The following is an 18,117-nucleotide window of genomic DNA, read 5'->3' as shown; positions in this document are numbered from 1 at the left end:
CCTCTCACTTTTTCCGGCCCAGTGAGCCCAGCAGGCCGGCCGTGGCAAAACCCAGCACGATCGAAAGAAGTATCAAGATCACGGCGTAGGACAGCGCGTTGGCTGACAACCAGTTCGCGACGATGAGGCGGTAGTTCGCCAGGGAGAAGGGCTGCGTCTCGAAAAAATCGAAGCGCGCGACGGGAAGCGTGGAGACCTTGTTTTCCCCGGCATCCACCGTCGTGATACGTCCCCCCATCTTCCGCCACATTGTCTGGTCGGTCAGCGCTCGGACGCCGTCACGAAGCGCGCCGACCGTCGGCGCTGTGACCAGCGTCCAGGTGCCTCCGCTGATCGGGCTGGCTTCCTGGGCAATCACCAAGCGCGCTGTGCCCTGCGGGGTGAAATCCGGTGCGCGGCCGGGGAAGATACGGAAGGAGTTGGTTGAAAGGTTGAATGTCCGGTTCATCCAGTCCTGCAGCGAACTGACCTGGCCGCGCCAGCCGCCGCCGCGCAGCTTCTCTCGCCATTGATCGAACGTCGCCTCGGTGTTGGGCTGTATGGATGCAACGGTTTCGCCCCAGGCCGAGGAGGTCTGGTTAGAGATGCCAACCTGCGCCAGCACGGCGGACGGCACTTGCGAAATCGCGCTGACGAAAACGGCATTCCGGTTGCCCACCGCGGCAGCAGCGGTCGAGGAATCCACCGGTATCAGCCGGCCGGCCGCTACCGAGATGCGAGCCATGAACGTGACCGCTGCGGATATGATTTCCGGCTGCGTGCGGTCCATGATCAGAGGAATCGCATATTCGGCCCGTGAATAGGGAAAGCCGGTTCCGCTGATTGCCGCCAGGTTGGGCGTCCTGGCGATCCGGGCAAAGCTCGGCATGACGAATTCGGAGCTGTCGAATACGACGAAACGCTGGCCGCTTTGTGCCGTTGCCCCTGGCGCGCAGGTCGCGTCCGCCTGGGTCATGAGGACGGCCTCGATGGCCACTGTATTGGCGCCCGGCTTGAAATGCCGCATCGTCACCTTGATGGGCAGATGCCGCAGGATTTCGCCACCGAATGTGGTGATCGGCACGGTGGCGGCGATATTGTCGTTCACATAGACGTCGATGTGGCTTCCGGGCAGAACATCTTGCGTGTAGGCGGCGTCCAGCAGGATCGTGGCCTGGCCGTAGGCTTCGGCATAAAAGTCGGACGGCACGCCGACCGCGAAATCCGTGCGTACCCTGCGTCCCGCGAATTCCAGTGTGCTCACCCCCAGTTCCGAGAATTTGAGGTTGCTGGCGGTCAACAGCATGGGCACGTCGGGAGTGCGCCACGTGCGCGTGGCCAGCGTTGCCCTGAGACTGGTCGCGGGCCGGTCGACCTGCTTGGCGATGTCGTCGATCGCCATGTTGATGGCCTGCCAATTGGGACCGCTGACCACCAGGGTGGAGGGACCGAACTTGGGATCATCGACCAATGTGGCGATAGGTCCTGCCTCGGCGCCTGCCGGGACCGTCGCCAGAACGTTGGACAGTTCGGAGGCCGGCCCGAGGACGATGGTAGCCGTGCCGGGCTTGTTTGAGGGTGAACCGCTTTCGCTGACGTTGAACGACTGGTTCGGCATGTTCGCCATCAAGGCCAGTCCCTCGCCAAGACGGACCGTCGGCGATGTAGAGATGGTCTGCCCCATCGAGGGGACGATCAGATTGAAGGTCGTCGAGCCGTTTTCGTCGACGCCGACTGCGCGCACATCCTCGATCCGCTTCCAACGACCGGCATCAGCATCATCGAACGACAGGAAGGTGCTGCCGGTCTCGATCTGCGTCCACAATTCATAGGTCGATTCTATGGTACAATCGGTGCGATGCCTCTGTACCGCGGACATGACGATGTCGTTCAGACCCGCATGCAGAACATTCGCCGGGACGTCGACCACCATGTCGGATGGATTGTCCGACGAAGCTATTGGCGCATCGACCACCGAGCTCCCATTGATGGATACTTTCAGCCGCGATGCCTCGGGCGCGACGACGACAGCATTCTGGTAGCCGAGGTGGAACTCGGTTTTGGACGCTGCCTGCTCCGGCGTGAGAAAGACGGACCAGGAGCGTTGAGCATACTCTCCGGAAAAAACGAGGTCGGAGAAAGGGACTATGTAACGTCGCGCCTGAGCCGCGGCTTCTGGCGCAGCGATTGGCTCGTTGGCGGCAGGAGAGGCCTGTTGTTGCACGGGCGCCGGATTGGGCGCGAGTGTGGGCGTTGCAGCCGCCGGAGTTGGAGCCGCCGGTACTGGAGCTACTGGTGCTGGAGCGCCCGGTGCCGGCGCGGCCGGTGCTGGGGTGGCCGGCTTCTCAGTGGACATGTCGAACGAGTTGGACTGCGCGCCTGCCGGCGAGGCTGCCAGGAGCAGCAGAGCAAACGGTGCGAAACCGATCCTCATGTCCGCTTCTCCGCAAGCTGTCCTGCTGGCAAGGGTGCGGACGCGCCGCGCAAGTCCCGCCAGAAATAGAGCAGGCCCCGGGAGGTCTGGAAAATCGCCAGCCGCAGGAACCAGAACGTGCCGCGCAGCAGACCGGGGTTTCCACGGCGTGAGAGCTGGAACTGCTCCCACTGCTTGGAATTCGCGAAGATCAGATCGGCCACGAGCCGGTGGTGAACGGCTTCGGTCGGCATGTAAAGACAACCGATGGCAATGCTGTCGGTTGTCCGTTCGAAGTTCCTGATGGTCACGGGCAGCACGGCCTCGGACCCGTCGGCGAAAAGCTTGAAACGAATACCCGCCTCGGCGTCCTTGCTGAGTTCGTCGAGATCCGCGCCGAACACCAGCACCCGCGCCCCGTTGGCCGACACGTTCTCTATGGTGCCCTGCAGCGATCTGCCGTTCAACTCGAAGTCGCAGCGTCGGCTGACCTTGACGCGCCGCGTCGCGGATCGTTCGCCGCGCTCGGACACAACGCCCAAGGCGCAGCCGGCCATGATCAGATTGATGAGGTTCCAACCGCCCACCACCAGCGTGACGTCCGCTTTGAAGGGCTCGGCATAGACCTTGTAGACGGTCATCGCGACGCCCACCAGCAGGACGCCGAAAATGACGAAGAACGGCCTGCCGATTTCGGAAAGCCGGCTCGTCGTGATCGATTCATCCTTCGCCGTGACCTTGAAGGTCGGCTTGCGCGGATTGAGGATAACGGAGATCACCGCGGGAAGCAGATGGACGGTCTGCACATACTCGTAAAGCTCCGACACCCATGGCCAGCGGAAGGCGCCGTAGAGATAATTCTGCATCATCAGGTTCACGATCATGTAGGTGAGCGTGTAGGCCATGAATTCACCGCCCGACGCGGTGAAAATCTGCAGGTCGAAGAACAGATAGAACAACGGCGCGACCAGGAATATCGTGCGCGGGAAGGGGAACAGCCAGAATAGCGTCGATGACATGTAGCAAAGCCGCTGCGGGATCGAGAGCCCTCTCTTGAAGGGTGGGAAACGGAACCGCAGGATCTGCATCATGCCCTGCGCCCAACGGCTTCTCTGACCGATGAAGCTGGCGAAGGTTGCCGGCTGCAACCCTGCAATCAATGGCTTGTCGACATAGACGCTGTGCCAGCCGCGCGCGTGCAGTTCGATGGCCGTCTCGCAGTCCTCGGTAATACTGACGCCGCTGAAGCCTTTGGTTTCGACCAGCGCCGCACGCCGCAGAACGGCAGCCGAGCCACAGAAGAACGCAGCGTTCCATTTGTCGAGCCCGCGCTGGATGATCCCGTAGAACATCTCGTTTTCGGACGGCATGTTTTCGAAGGTCCGGAGGTTCCGTTCGACCGGGTCTGGATTAAGGAAGAAGTGCGGGGTCTGGACGAGGAAGAGTCGCGGATCCTCGTCGAAATAGCCGACCGTCTCCTTGAGAAAATCGCGCGCCGGCGCGTGGTCAGCATCGAACACCGCGATGAGTTCGCCGGTCGACTGTGCCAGTCCGTTGTTGAGATTGCCGGCCTTTGCATGCTCGTTGCGGTCGCGCGTCAGGTATTTCACACCCAGGTCCGCGCTCAACTTCTGCAGTTGTTCGTAGCGGCGCTGCGCATTGTTGGCGTCGCCGATCTTGTCGGCGTTGCGCTTCTGGACGGTGCCGCCATCATCAAGCAGCCAGACATTCACCCGATCGGCGGGATAATCCATGCCCTTTGCCGCCGCCATGGTGTTGGCCAACAGATCGGCGTCCTCGTTGTAGGTCGGGATGAACACGTCGACGGTAGGCAGGCGATCATTGGAATTGGCCCGCGATGGGCGCGGCGCCAGTGGCAACGCAACCACGAAAAGGCTCAGGGCCAGCATCATGACGCTGTATAGTTCCGCCAGGTAAAGCAGAAACCCGGGAATGAAGTTTTCAAGCTGGTTGAAGGGCGGCAGGGTGCTTGTCGTGCGCCAGTAGACATAGCGCATGACGATGGCCGTGCCGAACGCAAGGGCCACCAATCGCCAGATGCCATCGGGCCGGATCAGCTTAAGCACCATCATGCCGAACAGCACCAGCATACCGGCAACCAACTGGGTCTCCAGGCTTATGGGCAGCGTGACCATCGTCAGCACGCATGCCGACGCCACCGCCCATTGCACAACCATCAGGAACTTCCGCATTCAACGCGCCTTTACGTTTAGACGCCTGCCGCCCGTTTTGGACCGCGTCCCGGCAACGACCGCCAGATGCCCGACTGCGAAGCTTTCACCCATTGGCCAGTGTAGCATCAAAGCACGCAATGGTTGATGTAGGATTGCGCGCCACTCTCGCGTCGCGTCTTGGTAAACACTGTCTAAACGCTCACGGCTTGCAGCCGTCCGACGCCGCGGTTGGGGCGCATGGGGGCGGTGGAACGACTATTCCCAAGCCCGGGTCGGCGGCTTGTGCTGCCGCGGCTGGCGATGTCGGAGGCCGGATCGTCGCTGCGGCTCTCGGGCTCTGCGTCGAAGGGCCTGAGCCGGGCGGCGGCGGTACCGTCGGGCCGACAGGCGCCGCGAGCACCGCGGCCTGCTGTGGTTCGATGGCAATCTCGGACCGCGCCCGGCTGGCGCGAGGCACGGGCTGGCGCGGGGGCGGCGGGCTGGTCACCGTCTCGAAACGCGACACGCCCACGGGATAGATCGGTTGTCCGGACCGTCCCAGCGAAGGGTCGGGCGAGGCGGGCACGCCGTAAGGATTCCAGTTGCGTGACTTGAAATAGGTGCTGATCGTATAGCCATACATGACTTCGAGCAGCTTTTGCTCGCTCGCGTTCTGGTCGCAGATGCGCAGCCGCACCTGGACAGACCCCCTGTTGCCGACCCAGGTCTGCGTTGTCCCCATCGAGCTTATGCGCTGCCAGCCATAGAGACAGGTGTCGCCTGAAGCCGAGCGTCCGACGGCATAGCCGAACGGGCCGTATTTGTTCTGAACGTAGTAGGGCGATGTCTGCATCCGGATGCCAGGCAGGACCTGCCGCATTTCCGAGCCGACATTGCCAATGGGGAGATAGCCCTCGCGAAGCCTGTCCTGTCCTGCCTCAGTCGTGTCGACCGGCCCGAAGATCTGCACCCGCAACATGTTTTGCCCGGGTGTGTGCGCCGACGTCGAAAGCAGGATGTCCTGCTGCGTGGCGTTGGAAAATCGTCGCTCGAGCACCGCGGAGATCGCGGGTCCGCCGGGCGCCAGGAACGCAAAGGCGGTGTCATTGGGGACCATGCTGGTATCGGAAGCGTTGGTAAGCGGGCGCGTTTGAGCCGCACAGCCGCCAAGGACCAGTGCCGCCGCGATCCCCACGGCATTCAGCCAAGAAGCCGCGCCAGCCCAAATTGAAGCGGTGCGCGCCCTCGGCAAGGAACAGACGTGACTGGCGCTAGCGAAGTCCATGGCCACGACTCTAAAAGATTCGCCCCCGCCGTCGAAGGGTTAATGCCGATTGCAAGTGCTTGCCCCCAAGTAAACTTGCGACCGAGTCAAAAATGCCACTAATCATCAGAATTTCACGTTGAGGAAACCTTGGTATGAGTGGTGCTGCGTGTCGCCTCCCATCATTCCGTCATACGCCAGGCCAAGCGAGATGGATTTGAAAACGATGCGCATATCGGCACCCAACACCGCGGCGTTCCGCTCGACGGGGACGCCGCCGATGAAAAACGGGGCTGTGCCCGCCAACTGATGCCACTGCCCGGATTCGTCGAAGGTAGACGTCCGCCATCCGGCCATGGCGCCGAAGCGGACAAGCAGGTCCCGGTCCAAGGACATGTCGGCCGCAATGCGCATGCCGGATGTCGTCACCAGGCCATTCATATGAGAGGCCTGAACATCCAGGGAGGCGTCGCCGCCGCTCTCGGACCAATCTTCCGAATCCCAACGGGCGTAGGTTAGATTGATGAACGGAGCGATCTCCACCCGGTTCGCCATAATCGGATAGTCGATCTCGCCGAACACCTCGCCGCTCGACGCATCATAGGCGCCTGTGACGTCGTCCTCGAACGTGCCGAAGGCGACATGGCGGGCCGACTTGATGTCGTGCCACGAATAGAGCCCGCCGAATTTGCCGCGAAACCCCGAGCCAGACCAAGCCGAATAGGCGGCCAGGCTGAGCGTATCGACGCTTGCGCTCGAGGCGCGTGCGTCGACGCCGAAGTCGCTCTGGCCATAGCCCGCCGCGACCCCGACCAGCCAGCTTTCGTTTAGCGGGACATCGCCGCCCGTCAGAAAGCCGGAACGACTGATGTCGCTGTCCGCCGCATTGCCATCGGAGCCGGCGGCGGCATCCGTGGAGTAGGGATTGAACCACGCTCTTGATCCCGCCGTCGCGCCTTTTTGCGTGGCAGGGTCTCTCATGCGGCTGAGCAAAATGTCGCGCAGGACCAAGTCGCTTTCGAGGAGACCGTTGGCGAGGCTCGGATAGATTTCCCCTGAAAGCGCGTCGAAGGCGCCACGCGCCGAAGCCGCATCGGCGGAGGCGACGATGGCATCGGAGATGGCGCCGCCCGGCAATTGCTCTACCGCATTGGCCACGGCGCGCTGGTTGGCGGTCTCTGCGATCGCGCCAAAGCTGGTGTCGTTCCTTGAAACATCAAGGTCAACAGTTCCGGAGCCATAGGTGAGGTCCAGGTCGATGAAGGGCATTTCGCTCTCAACGGCGGCAAAATTGCCATTGACCTGCGCTGCCGTCAGGATCCTGAAGCTGGTTCCCGAGAGCGTGAAGCCTCCACTCGTCGAGACGATAAGCGAACTCCCGTCGATCGTCGCGGTTCCCGTGGCTGTCACCAGGCTCGGAACGGGATCTGGGTCCAATGAAAGACTGTAGACCGAACCGGCGCCCAGGGTGAGATCGCCGTTCACCCTCAACGTGCCGCCGTCATTTGCCCGCGCCAGCGTTCCCGCCACCGTGGTGCTGCCGACGATGCCAACGCCGCCAAGCGTCGCGCCCGCATCGACCTGGACAGGAGAAGCCGCGATCGAACCCGAAACGATCAGCGATCCCTGCATGATCTCCGTCAGGCCCGAATAGCTGCTGACGCCCGCCAATTCCATCGAGCCGGCACCGGTCTTGACAAGACCTCCGGTGCCGCCGATCTCGCCGGCGAAGACGCTATCGGTCCCGTCCCCGCCCGCCGTCAGCGTCGCGGTTGCCAGGTCGACGGAACCGGTGCCGGCCAGCGAGCCGATCGTCTGGTCGAAGCCGGCCAGGTCGAGCAGCGCGCCATCCGCGATCGTGAAGGCAGATCGCGCCGCAAAGGATCCTGCGGCCCCAGCCTGAAGCACGCCGCCACGAACATCGGTTGCTCCCGTGTAGGTGTTGGCGCCCGAAAGCGTCAACGTGCCGGTGCCGGTCTTGATCAGCGAACCGCCCGAACCGCCCGACGACCCGCCGTCAAGAAGCGCGCCGTCAACCGCCGTCGAGAGATTGTTTCCTCCTACGGCGACCGCGATCCCGCCGAGATAGTAGGTTCCCGGTCCCTGGATCGACCCGACCTCGATCTGACCATCGCTTATTCCGGAGAAATCCACGACGCCGCCGAGGTTCGTCTCGAGGGCGGCCGTGCCGCCGGAACTCCGGTCACGAAAGATCGTTCGTCCGGTTGGTCCGGTCACGATCGTGCCGGCACCTGCCGTTGCATTGTCTGAGAAGGTCGCCAGCCCTGCATTGTTGAGCGATGCATTGCCGAGCGAGGAGAAATCCGAGAGTGCCAAGACCCCGCTGGCATTGTTGGCGATTTCCGCTGCCCCGGCTGACGCGGTACCTCCGAAATCGAGTTCGCCGCTGTTGGCGATGAAGGCCGAACCGGCATCGGCACTGCCGGAGAAGAGAACCAGGCCGGATTGATTGTTGATGATGCTCGCTGACCCGGCCGTGGCTTCATCCTCGAATGTGAGCGCGCCATTGTTGGTGATGGCGGCAATCGCGGCCGTGCTGTTGCCGGAAAATGTCGTCTCCCCGGTCTCATTGTTGGTGAGGAGGCTTTGACCGGCGCTCGCTTGCCCCGTGAAATCGAGCGAGCCATTGTTGGCGATCTGCGCTGTGCCGGCCGTGGCATTGCCAGAAAAAACGATAGTGGCGCCGCCGTTGCTGACGATGTTCACCTGCTGCCCATTGGCGTCGTCCTGGAACAGGATGGTGCCGTTGTTGGCAATCGCGGCGTTACCTCCAACGGCGTGATCGTCAAAGGAGATCGTGCCATTCTCATTGTTGGTGATGTTGGAGCCGCCGCCGGTTGCTTGTCCCGTGAACCGGATGGAACTCCCGGCATTGTTGGTCATGAACGCACTGCCCGCCGTGGACTGGTCAGCAAATAGCGCGCTGCCGCCGGAATTGTTGATGATCGTGGCTTGCGCGGCGGTGCTCTGGTCCAGAAATTCTACCGACTCGTCCTGATTGTTCGTGATCGCGGCATTGCCGGCCGACTCGGTTCCTTCATAGGTCGTCACCCGGCCCGCCGCGGCGAGATTGGGCGCGACGTCCTCCTTGGTCATCTCGAACGGTGAAGTGCCTGATGACGAACGGTCATCGACATCCGAAGCCATAATCCGAAAGGGGCGGGGGCCGGCTTCCTGCGCCAACGCATGCAGCGGAGCAAACTCCAGGCAACCCAGGAATGCCGCCATTGCAAGCCGCTCACGGGACCAAACAGGAACTGATCTAGGTCTCGCCATAGACGAAACTCCAATCATTCTGTCTGACAGACGCGGGGGGAACGAATCATCTTCTAACGGATAATGAATCCCGGACGCATGTATGTCTATACAGGCAGGCTAGTTGTCGCGCCAAAGTCCCATCTTCATCTTCCGCGCCGATCTGCCTCCGATCGATTGCGATTGCGCATCGGCCGGTTGCATTTGCGAACGCGCTTCCCGTGCGGCTCGATCACGCTTGCATGTGTTGTCGTGCCGGTGGACTTGGCCGCGACGCGATCAAGTATGCGACGGGGCCGCCAGCTATTCCGCGCCGTCGAGTTGGATCTCGACCTGTGACCGCCCAGCGCTTCGGACGCGATAGCGCGCGGCATGGATGCGATTGCCGCAGGTCCGGCTGTCGCAATATAGCCGCTTGCCGTTTCGGGTGGTGTCAAAGAACAGGCGATTGCAGGCAGTGCCGGAGCAGGTGCGCAGCCGCTGCCACTCGCCGATGATAATGAGCCGCGCCAGCGCGTAGGCGGTGACCCCCTTGAGGTGGTCGACATACGAGGCATCCTCGAGCGTGTAATGGAAGTGCGGCTCGGGTGTTTCGACATGCGTGACGATCTGCGGGATGGCCGATGCCGAATAGAACAGCTCGTTGAGCATGGCGAAACGCTGAGGGTTCTCTGGCGTCTTCACGATCTCGTCGAGCCGGTCGCGCAACTTGCGCATGGCGAGGATCTCGGCCTTCGACCCGTCCGGCAGGTAGAATACTCCCGTCTCACGCCCCATTGCCCTGAGGATTTCCGTGTCGTTCAGGCCCTCCTCGCCCCCGCGGCCGGGCGACGTGTTGATAAGCGCGACGGTCATTGCTGCGGAGGGGAGAACGTCAGGACCAAAAAGGAAACTGTTCATCTGTGCGTCACTCCTTGCTCGACTATCGGCAGTCCGACAGAGGCAGTAGCTAAATAGATTTTGCTCAAGCGCGTCATTTTCAAGCTCGCCGCTTGAGGTCCGCCTGGTCCTTGCGCCACGGCGGCAGGCGCTGCATCGCGGTTTGCCCAAAAATGGGGATCAACGCAAGCCGTCAGTATCTAACCTATTGACACTCCTTTTTTGAGCGGTATGAATTTCATAGCAAAACGGTGTTTGCCCCTGATGTGTGCGCAAACGCGCTGTGCTCGATGGTGGGAAGGCAGGAGCAAGCCTGCTTTTGCTCATGATCGTAATCTCTGACGTTCCGGTTCAGCCGATAGAGAAGGGGAAATCATGCTCTTAGCTTTCCAGGCCATCACTCAGCGCGCCCTTGCGGCCTTTGCGGTCACGGGTTTGATTTTGGCCGGTCCGCTCGGCGGTACGGCCACGGCTGCCGATGATGCCATTCATATTGCTTCGACCGCGCCTTTGACCGGTTCGGCCGCCGCCTACGGAATTGAAACGATGAACGGTGTCCGTCTCGCGATCGAACAGATCAACGCGGCGGGCGGCATCGGCGGCAAGCAGATCAAGCTTTCCGAATATGACGACCAGTGCGACCCGACGCCGGCCGCGACGGCGGCAAACCAGATCATCAGCGACAGGGATATCGTTGCGGTCGTCGGCAATGTCTGCAGCTCGGCGACGCTCGCCCAGATCCCGATCTTCGGACGTGTGGGACTGCCTGTCCTGGCCGCCACGACGAGTTCGCCGGCCCTTTCGGCCAAGGGTTACCAGAATTTTGCCCGCATCATACCGAATGACGATATCCAGGGGGCGGGGAGCATGAACCTCGGCACTAAGGTGCTGGGCTACAAGCGCATCGCCGTGCTTTACCCGAGCGACGATTACGGCCAGGCCCTTCTTGCGATCGCCAAGAACGCCGCTGCCGCTTCGGGAGCCGAGATCGTAGCGGCCGAGACCTATGTGACCGGCTCGACCAATGACTTCTCGTCGGTCCTCGCCAATATCGCGGCGGCGAATCCCGATGCGCTCTACCTCGCCGGCTATTATGCCGATATGGGCGCCGCGGTGAGCCAGTCCGTTCGGGCATTCGGCGACAAGCATATCCCGCTTCTCGCCAACGCCCAGACACAGGTTCCCGAATATGTGTCGCTGGCCGGAGCCGCCGCCGAAGGCACCTGGGTCACCAACGTCTATGACATCAACAATCCCAGCAAGGAGAACAAGGCGTTCGTTGCGGCCTACACCAAGAAGTTCAACGCTGAACCGGGTGTGCAGGCGGCAGCCGGCTATGACAATATCTATGTCCTGAAACAGGCGATCGAGGACAATAAAGGGTCGACGGAAAACCTGATGCCGGTCATTCGCGCCACCAGGCATGATGGCGCCATGGGAACCATCAGCTTCGACAAGAACGGCGACAATGTCGGAGGCTCTCTCGTCGTGCTGCGTCTGACCGGTGGCAAATGGGTGTTCGACGAAGCGAGCACCAAGAAGCTGACCGCTCACTGAGCGTATCGGGCCGAAAACGAGGGCAGGCATTCGCTTCGGCCCGTCTCAGTCACCATCTCGCTTTGCCCGCGATGGTCCGCCATCCGCGAGGTGGCGAGGCGTCCCACGGAAGGTCTCCAACCAGATGCAGTTCTTCACCACGCAATTGCTGAACGGGCTCACCTCGGGCGTCGTCTATGCGATGCTGGCCGTCGGCTACAGCCTCGTTTACGGCATATTGCAGCAGATCAACTTCGCGCATGGTTATGTCTATATGTTCGGAACGTTCGTGACGGCCTCGCTGATCACGAGCGGATGCCCACTCTGGCTAGCCATCATTGCCGGTCTGGTGGCCGGCGCCGTGATCGCGATCGCGGTCGAACGGTTCGCCTATCGTCCGGTGCGCGGCAACCGCCTGGCGCCGACTGTCACTGCTGTGGGCGTGGGCCTGATCATCGAGAACGTAGCCCGCCTGATCTGGACGTCCAAAATCCGGCCCATGCCGTTTCCGTTCCAGACCGATATCATCCGGCTCGGGCCGGTGGTGCTCAGTCCGTTGCAGATCGTCGTCGCCGTGGTCGGGATAGCCATGGCGGCCTTGCTGTGGATCATCATCACCAAAACTGACCTCGGCCGTGCCATGCGGGCCGTGAAGGACGATCTGGCGACAGCCGAGTTGATGGGCGTGCCGGTCGACCGGGTGGTCGTGACCGTCTATGTGCTTGGCGCCTTGTTCGGGGTGGTCGGTGGCATCCTTTACGGCGCCTACTACAACACGCTCTCGGTCACGATGGGTTTTTCGGGCACGCTCAATGCCTTCACCGCGACCGTCATCGGCGGCATCGGCAGCGTATGGGGCGCGTTCGCGGGTGGCCTGCTCCTGGGCGTGCTGCAGGCAATGGTCACCGGCTATGTCAGTTCGGCCCTTCTCAACACGGTGACGTTCGGGCTCCTCATCGCCTTTCTTTTGTTCCGGCCGACCGGCATAGCCGGTGTCCATGTCGCTTCCCGCCCGTGAGAAGGGGCTGGATGTGAACAGCGCCTTTGAAGCGATGCCCGGCAAGGACCACGGCGAGGAATCGGCCCGGGCGCGCCTCCCGTTGAGCCGGGCGCGCATGATGTTGGTCGTGGGATGGGTGCTCGGGCTTGGGATCGTGATCGCAATCCCCTTGCTCGGCCTTCCGCCGATCTGGCCGGCGGCCGCTCTGCTGACGGTCATCTACGTGCCGGCGGCGGTCGGGCAAAACCTGATCATCGGCAATGCCGGCCTGCTGGCCATGGGGCAGGCGGCTTTCGTGGGTGTCGGCGCCTATACTTCGGCGGTGCTGGCCGTGCGCTACAATCTCGACGCGGCGGCGACGATCCCGGCGGCGATGCTCTTGTCGGGCGTCCTCGGCGCCCTCGTCGGCTTCCCGGCCCTGCGTATCAATGGCGACTACCTCTTCATCGTGTCGCTGGGGTTCAACCTCATCGTGCTCGATATCATTTTGCAATGGGGCGATGTGACCGGCGGCGCCACCGGCCTGACGGGCGTCCCGACCATGCATCTGTTGGGATTCGATCTAGGCGTCGGCGCGCCCTTCTACCTGGCGGTCGTTGGCCTCGTCCTGCTCAGCCTCGTCATCACCCAGGCCATCGTCTCAAGCCGGTTCGGACTGACGATGGAAGCGATCCGCGATGACGAGGTCGCCGCCGTTTCCATCGGCATCGCGACCGCCGCGCCGAAAATCTATTTCTTCGCCATCGGCTCTGCGCTGGCTGGTCTTTCCGGCGCGCTGCTTGGCTACTATCTCGGCTATGTCGGGTTCCGCAGCTTCGATGTCACGGCCAGCCTTCTCATATTCCAGATGGCGGTCATCGGCGGGCTCGGCCGGATCAGCGGCTCTGTCCTGGGCGCCTGCATCATCATCCTGCTGCCCGAGCTACTCCGGCCGCTCCAGGACTATCGCCTGCTGCTGGCCGGCCTCTTGATCGTGATCCTGATGGCGACGCGACCCCAGGGCATCCTGGGCAAGACCAAGATCACGAACCTGATCAAGAAATGACGGCCGACATGAATCAGACGCCGGCAGTGGACGAGGCTTTGTCCGTATCGAACCTGACCCTCCGGTACGGGGGCGTGACAGCCTTGGCCGGTGTCAGCCTCGTCGTGCCGCGGGGCGCAATCGTCGGGCTCATCGGGCCGAACGGCTCGGGAAAATCCTCCTTCATCAATGTCGTCTCAGGCGCCTATCGCGGACCATATGAGGGCGAAGTGCGCATCAACGGGATGGACGTGCGCCATATGCCTGCATACCGGCGTGCTGCTTCGGGCATGTCGCGCATCTTCCAGGGGGTCCGGCTGTTCGACACTTTGACGGTGGAGCAGAACATCCTGCTTGGCGGCCATATCCATTATTCCACGGGCTACGTCGCCGGCATCCTGCGCACGCCGCCCGCGCGGCGGGAAATGGCGGCGCGGCGCGAGCAGGCCAAAGAGATCATGGCGCTGTTCGGCGACAGGCTTCTGCCGCGCGCCGATCAACAAGTCCTGTCGCTGTCCTATGCCAATCGCCGCCGGGTCGAGATCTCGAGGGCCCTGATGACCTCGCCCAGGCTTCTATTGCTTGACGAACCCATGGCCGGAATGAACCCGCACGAAACGGAGGAACTGACAGACCAGTTGCGCGCACTCAACCATGCCCAGGCAATGTCGATGCTTCTGGTCGAGCACAAGATGTCCGTGATCGGCGATCTCTGCGCCAACGTCTATGTGCTGAACAGCGGCACAATCATCACCCAGGGCCCGGTCGGCGTCATCCAGCAGGACGAGAAAGTCGTGGAGGCTTTCCTTGGCTGAACAGCTCCAGAACGCGCAAATGCCGGATGAAACGCCGCTGCTGCAATTGAAAAATGTCAGCGTCAATTACGGCAAGTTCCGTGCGCTGACCGATGTCAGCTATCGGATCTACCCCGGCCAGGTCGTGGCGCTGCTGGGCGGCAACGCATCGGGCAAGTCAACATCTATGAAGACAATCAGCGGCACCACGACCGTCACAGCTGGCGAGGTGTTCTGGAAGGATGAGCTGATTACCCACGAGCCGACGCCCAGGCGCATGGCGCGCGGCATCGGTGTGGTTCCGGAGGGGCGGCGAATGTTCTCGTCGCTCACGGTTCTGGAAAATCTCCAGCTGGGCGCCTGGGCGGGCAGCAAGGGGCGCGCCACGCGCGAAGACATTGCCGAGATGCTCGATCTTTTTCCGCCCTTGAAGAAGTTGGTGCACCGTCCCTCGGGCGTCCTGTCGGGCGGCGAGCAGCAGATGGTGGCCTTTGCCCGTGCGCTGATCCGTCACCCCGAGCTCGTCATCATGGATGAGCCGTCGATGGGTCTCGCGCCCGCTTTGGTCAAACGCGTCTTCGAGATCATCGAAGAGATCAAGAACCGGAAGATCGCGGTCTTCATCGTCGAGCAGAACGCGCGCGCCGCGCTGCGGGTGGCGGATTACGCCTATGTGCTCGCCGCCGGCCAGGTCGTTCTCGAGGGCAAGCCGGACATGGTCGCGACCGCGCCGATGATGACCGAGGCATATCTGGGAAAAAGGAGCTGATCTTCATGTCGACAACACAGGGCCGGAAGTGGGCCATCGTCACCGGCGCGGGCAGCGGGATGGGCCGCGCCTTTGCCGAGAAATTTCTCGCCGAGGGGTGGGGCGTTCTGGCGATGGACCTGTCGGTCGAGGGGCTCGACCGGCTCAAGGAGGCTCAAGCGGACAGGGAGGTTCCTCTCATCACCAAATCGCTCGATGTGACCGACCGCGCTGCTGTCGCGGACGCGATCGATGCCAGCGGCGTCAGCGCCGGGCTTTCGGCCGCGGTCACTGCGGCCGGCATTTTCCCGCCGACGAACCTGTCGACCTTCACGGCGGAAAAGTTCGACCGCATCATGCGCGTGAACGTCCTCGGCACGCTCAATGTCGCCGCCGAGGCGATTGGGCACATGCGGGCCGCCGGTACCAAGGGCGCCATCGTCACCATCAGTTCGGCGGACGCCTTTACGGCTTCGACCGAACAACTGATCTACAGCGCTTCGAAAGCAGCCGTTGTTTCATTGACGCGTATCCTCGCTGCCTCTGTCGCCGGCGATGACATCATCGTCAATGGGATTGCGCCCGGATGGGTGAATACGCCGGGCAACGCAGCCACGGGAAGGATGGTAGGCGCCGAGAAGCACATTCCGCTCGGCCGTGTCGCGCAACCCGACGAGATTGCCGGCTGGGTCTGGATGCTGGCCAGCCGCGAGACGGTCAGCTTCGTCACCGGCGAAACGATCAAGGTCACTGGCGGCGAATTGATGAGCTGAACAAGCCGGCGTTACCGCGTCTGGCGTCGGCCGCCCTAACGGCAAGCTAAGGTGGAGTTTCATGGTGCAGAAAGCAGCCCGTGTCTGTGTGGTTGGCGCAGGTGTGACCGGTCTGGTGGCGATCCGCGAGTTGGTCGCCGAGGGTCACGATGTCCAAGCCTACGAGAAGACGGACGATGTCATTGGCATCTGGCGCAATGTCTATGAGTCGGTGCAATTGCTGACGTCCAAGCGGGCAACATCGTTCAAGGGCTATCCGATGCCCCAGACGACGCCCCAGTTTCCCACCGGGCAGCAATACCGCGACTATATTCGCTGGTTCGCCAAGGAAGCAGGGCTTCTGCGCTATATCCGCTTCAACACGGCCGTTGTCGCGGCCGTGCCGGTCGACGGAGGCTCGCGGGGATGGGACGTCACCCTGTCCGACGGGACAACCGAGCATTTCGACGCGCTGGTCGCCGCGCATGGCCATCTTTGGGCGCCAAGGATCCCGGACGTCGAAGGCAGGTTCGACGGCCCGATGATCCACACGTCGCAATATCGTACTCCGGCGGATATGGTGGGAAACACCGTGCTGGTCGTCGGCTCGGGAAATTCCGCCTGCGACATGGTGACGGACGCGATCGCTTCGGGTCGGCAGGCGCTGATGTCGCTGCATCGGCCGACCTGGTTCGTCCCGCAATCCTTTTTCGGCACGCCGCGCGCCGACCTCACCTACCAGCCGCATTTTCCCGGCTCGTCGGGCGATGAACTCAGCCATCTGATGGTGAAGATATCCGTCGGCGAGCCCAGCTCATACGGCTTCCCCCAGCCGAGCGACGAGGACTGGACAGCCAGGCCGCCTACGTTCTCCACGCTTGTGCCGTATTGGGCGCAGCGAGGCCGCGTCAAGGCCGTCCCCCAGATCGCACGTCTCGACGGGCGCAGGGTGCTTTTCGTTGACGGCACGTCGGCCGAAGCGGACACCATTATCTGGGCGACCGGCTATAAAGCCCCTGTCCCTTTCCTGCCCGAGGGCAGCCTGACCTATATCGGCGATTTCCCGGCGCGAAAGGTTGGCGGCCTGCTTTCAGCCGATTTCGACAATTTCTATTTCTCGGGCATGTGCAGCCCCCGCGGCGGTGCCCCGCACAATTACGGCCGCGGCGCCGAAACCCTGGCGAAACTGGTGACAGCTAGGTTTGCGCTGGGCAAGCCGCTGTCGACGACCATATTCGCCGACGAAGCAGCATCGGGGCGCATGGACTGGCTGCTCGCCCACTGGGTCGTCGAACTTGAGGCGGCCGAAGCGAAGCTGCGCTAGCGGGCCGGTGATCCTCGGAGCTTTAACGCTAGGCCGTGGCCTGCCCGGGTGTTCCGTCCTGTCGGCTTCGCGACCATGCCCGGACCTGTCGCCTGGGCAAGCAAGATCGTGGGTGAAGGAAATTCGTTCAAATTGATTCTGTTTTGTTGAGAGGTCGAAAGCCAACTTTCCAATGAAAGTCGCCGAGGGTGGGTCCGCAGCGGCAATCGTACGTTGCTCTTCCACAGTCACGAACGACTGTTGAAGGCAACTTACAGGAGAGTGTCATGAATTCCTTTTTCAAGAACTTTGCCAGAGCCTTGGCCGGCGGTGTGTTCGTAGCAGCTTTGTCCGTTCCGGCCGGTGCGGCAGGATTGGGTGTCGGCGCTTCGGTCGGCGGTAGCGGCGGCGTCAATGCCGGCGCGGGCGCCTCGATTGGAGGCAGCGGCGGCGTCAATGCAGGCGCAGGCGCGTCAATCGGCGGCGGTAGCGGCGTCAATGCGGGCGCTGGCGCCAATGTCGGCGGCACGAATGGCACCAGCGCCGGTCTCGGGGCCTCGGTCGGGGGCACGAGTGGGGTGAACGCGGGTGCCGGCGCGAATATCGGTGGCACGAGCGGCGTGAACGCAGGCGTCGGCGCGAATGTCGGCGGCACCAATGGTGTGAGCGCCGGCGTTGGAGCCACAGTCGGTGGCACAACAGGCGTCGGTGTAGGCGTCGGCGTCGGCGTCGGAACCAACCCAAGCAATCCCGCGAACCCCAGCAATCCGAGCAACCCGGCTCAGCCGAACCTGCCGGGCGTCGTTGCCGAAATGTCTGACAGCCAGATTGCGCGCATGAAGAAGCGCTGCGTCGATGTGCTCAGCAGCTCAGGCAGCTACGACCGCGATTTGCGCCAGCTCTGCCTGCTTATTTCCCGTAGATAGTCGGCCACATCTGGCAAAATCCGTCGCACCATACGGTGCGACGGTTTTC

The 18,117-nt window shown here is 62.5% G+C and carries 13 protein-coding genes; 8 read left to right on the top strand and 5 right to left on the bottom strand.

Annotated features, from left to right (window positions below):
• Positions 1-4 precede the first annotated feature (4 nt).
• From LB513_RS01060 to LB513_RS01040, 5 genes are all read right to left on the bottom strand, one after another.
• Positions 5-2,413, bottom strand: a complete 2,409-nt coding sequence (locus tag LB513_RS01060; protein WP_224661592.1) for a cellulose biosynthesis cyclic di-GMP-binding regulatory protein BcsB — start codon at positions 2,411-2,413, stop codon at positions 5-7.
• A complete protein-coding gene (bcsA, locus tag LB513_RS01055) occupies positions 2,410-4,605 on the bottom strand; it encodes a UDP-forming cellulose synthase catalytic subunit (protein ID WP_224661591.1) in 2,196 nt (731 codons plus the stop codon). Before bcsA ends, LB513_RS01060 begins: the two co-directional genes overlap by 4 nt.
• 181 nt (positions 4,606-4,786) lie before the next feature.
• Complete coding sequence (bcsN, locus tag LB513_RS01050) at positions 4,787-5,683, bottom strand: cellulose biosynthesis protein BcsN (protein WP_224661590.1); 897 nt, start codon at positions 5,681-5,683, stop codon at positions 4,787-4,789.
• Positions 5,684-5,956: 273 nt separating this feature from the next.
• Positions 5,957-9,079, bottom strand: coding sequence for an autotransporter domain-containing protein (locus tag LB513_RS01045; protein ID WP_224661589.1), 3,123 nt, complete (start codon positions 9,077-9,079; stop codon positions 5,957-5,959).
• A gap of 330 nt (positions 9,080-9,409) precedes the next feature.
• Positions 9,410-10,006 carry a CGNR zinc finger domain-containing protein gene (locus LB513_RS01040; protein ID WP_224661588.1) on the bottom strand — a complete coding sequence of 199 codons (597 nt, stop codon included), beginning with the start codon at positions 10,004-10,006 and terminating at the stop codon, positions 9,410-9,412.
• Between the two features lie 354 nt (positions 10,007-10,360).
• Here LB513_RS01040 and LB513_RS01035 point away from each other — a divergent pair, with 354 nt between their 5' ends.
• The 8 genes from LB513_RS01035 (at position 10,361) to LB513_RS01000 (ending at position 18,068) form a co-directional block, all read left to right on the top strand.
• Positions 10,361-11,542, top strand: coding sequence for an ABC transporter substrate-binding protein (locus tag LB513_RS01035; RefSeq protein WP_224661587.1), 1,182 nt, complete (start codon positions 10,361-10,363; stop codon positions 11,540-11,542).
• A 124-nt stretch (positions 11,543-11,666) separates the two neighbouring features.
• Positions 11,667-12,539, top strand: coding sequence for a branched-chain amino acid ABC transporter permease (locus tag LB513_RS01030; protein WP_224661586.1), 873 nt, complete (start codon positions 11,667-11,669; stop codon positions 12,537-12,539).
• Positions 12,520-13,566 (top strand): branched-chain amino acid ABC transporter permease, encoded by a 1,047-nt coding sequence (locus tag LB513_RS01025; RefSeq protein ID WP_224661585.1) that lies wholly within the window; start codon positions 12,520-12,522, stop codon positions 13,564-13,566. Before LB513_RS01030 ends, LB513_RS01025 begins: the two co-directional genes overlap by 20 nt.
• Positions 13,567-13,574: 8 nt before the next feature.
• Positions 13,575-14,360 (top strand): ABC transporter ATP-binding protein, encoded by a 786-nt coding sequence (locus LB513_RS01020; protein ID WP_224661584.1) that lies wholly within the window; start codon positions 13,575-13,577, stop codon positions 14,358-14,360.
• Entirely contained in the window at positions 14,353-15,108 is a 756-nt protein-coding gene (locus LB513_RS01015; RefSeq protein WP_224661583.1) for an ABC transporter ATP-binding protein, read from the top strand. Before LB513_RS01020 ends, LB513_RS01015 begins: the two co-directional genes overlap by 8 nt.
• A 5-nt stretch (positions 15,109-15,113) precedes the next feature.
• A complete protein-coding gene (locus tag LB513_RS01010; protein WP_224661582.1) occupies positions 15,114-15,860 on the top strand; it encodes an SDR family NAD(P)-dependent oxidoreductase in 747 nt (248 codons plus the stop codon).
• 61 nt (positions 15,861-15,921) lie between these two features.
• A complete protein-coding gene (locus tag LB513_RS01005) occupies positions 15,922-17,163 on the top strand; it encodes a flavin-containing monooxygenase (protein ID WP_224661581.1) in 1,242 nt (413 codons plus the stop codon).
• A gap of 266 nt (positions 17,164-17,429) precedes the next feature.
• Complete coding sequence (locus LB513_RS01000; protein WP_224661580.1) at positions 17,430-18,068, top strand: hypothetical protein; 639 nt, start codon at positions 17,430-17,432, stop codon at positions 18,066-18,068.
• Positions 18,069-18,117 lie beyond the last annotated feature (49 nt).

This window comes from Mesorhizobium sp. ES1-1 (assembly GCF_020164785.1).
Classification (GTDB): domain Bacteria; phylum Pseudomonadota; class Alphaproteobacteria; order Rhizobiales; family Rhizobiaceae; genus Mesorhizobium.
The sequence above is the reverse complement of the archived record's forward strand: the minus strand, read 5'-3'. Positions and strand labels throughout refer to the sequence as shown.

Coding starts and splice junctions, on each gene's coding strand:
- LB513_RS01060 (WP_224661592.1), bottom strand. CDS start 2,413: ATGAGGATCGGTTTCGCACCGTTTGCTCTGCTGCTCCTGGCAGCCTCG.
- bcsA (WP_224661591.1), bottom strand. CDS start 4,605: ATGCGGAAGTTCCTGATGGTTGTGCAATGGGCGGTGGCGTCGGCATGC.
- bcsN (WP_224661590.1), bottom strand. CDS start 5,683: ATGGTCCCCAATGACACCGCCTTTGCGTTCCTGGCGCCCGGCGGACCC.
- LB513_RS01045 (WP_224661589.1), bottom strand. CDS start 9,079: ATGGCGGCATTCCTGGGTTGCCTGGAGTTTGCTCCGCTGCATGCGTTG.
- LB513_RS01040 (WP_224661588.1), bottom strand. CDS start 10,006: ATGAACAGTTTCCTTTTTGGTCCTGACGTTCTCCCCTCCGCAGCAATG.
- LB513_RS01035 (WP_224661587.1), top strand. CDS start 10,361: ATGCTCTTAGCTTTCCAGGCCATCACTCAGCGCGCCCTTGCGGCCTTT.
- LB513_RS01030 (WP_224661586.1), top strand. CDS start 11,667: ATGCAGTTCTTCACCACGCAATTGCTGAACGGGCTCACCTCGGGCGTC.
- LB513_RS01025 (WP_224661585.1), top strand. CDS start 12,520: ATGTCGCTTCCCGCCCGTGAGAAGGGGCTGGATGTGAACAGCGCCTTT.
- LB513_RS01020 (WP_224661584.1), top strand. CDS start 13,575: ATGAATCAGACGCCGGCAGTGGACGAGGCTTTGTCCGTATCGAACCTG.
- LB513_RS01010 (WP_224661582.1), top strand. CDS start 15,114: ATGTCGACAACACAGGGCCGGAAGTGGGCCATCGTCACCGGCGCGGGC.
- LB513_RS01005 (WP_224661581.1), top strand. CDS start 15,922: ATGGTGCAGAAAGCAGCCCGTGTCTGTGTGGTTGGCGCAGGTGTGACC.
- LB513_RS01000 (WP_224661580.1), top strand. CDS start 17,430: ATGAATTCCTTTTTCAAGAACTTTGCCAGAGCCTTGGCCGGCGGTGTG.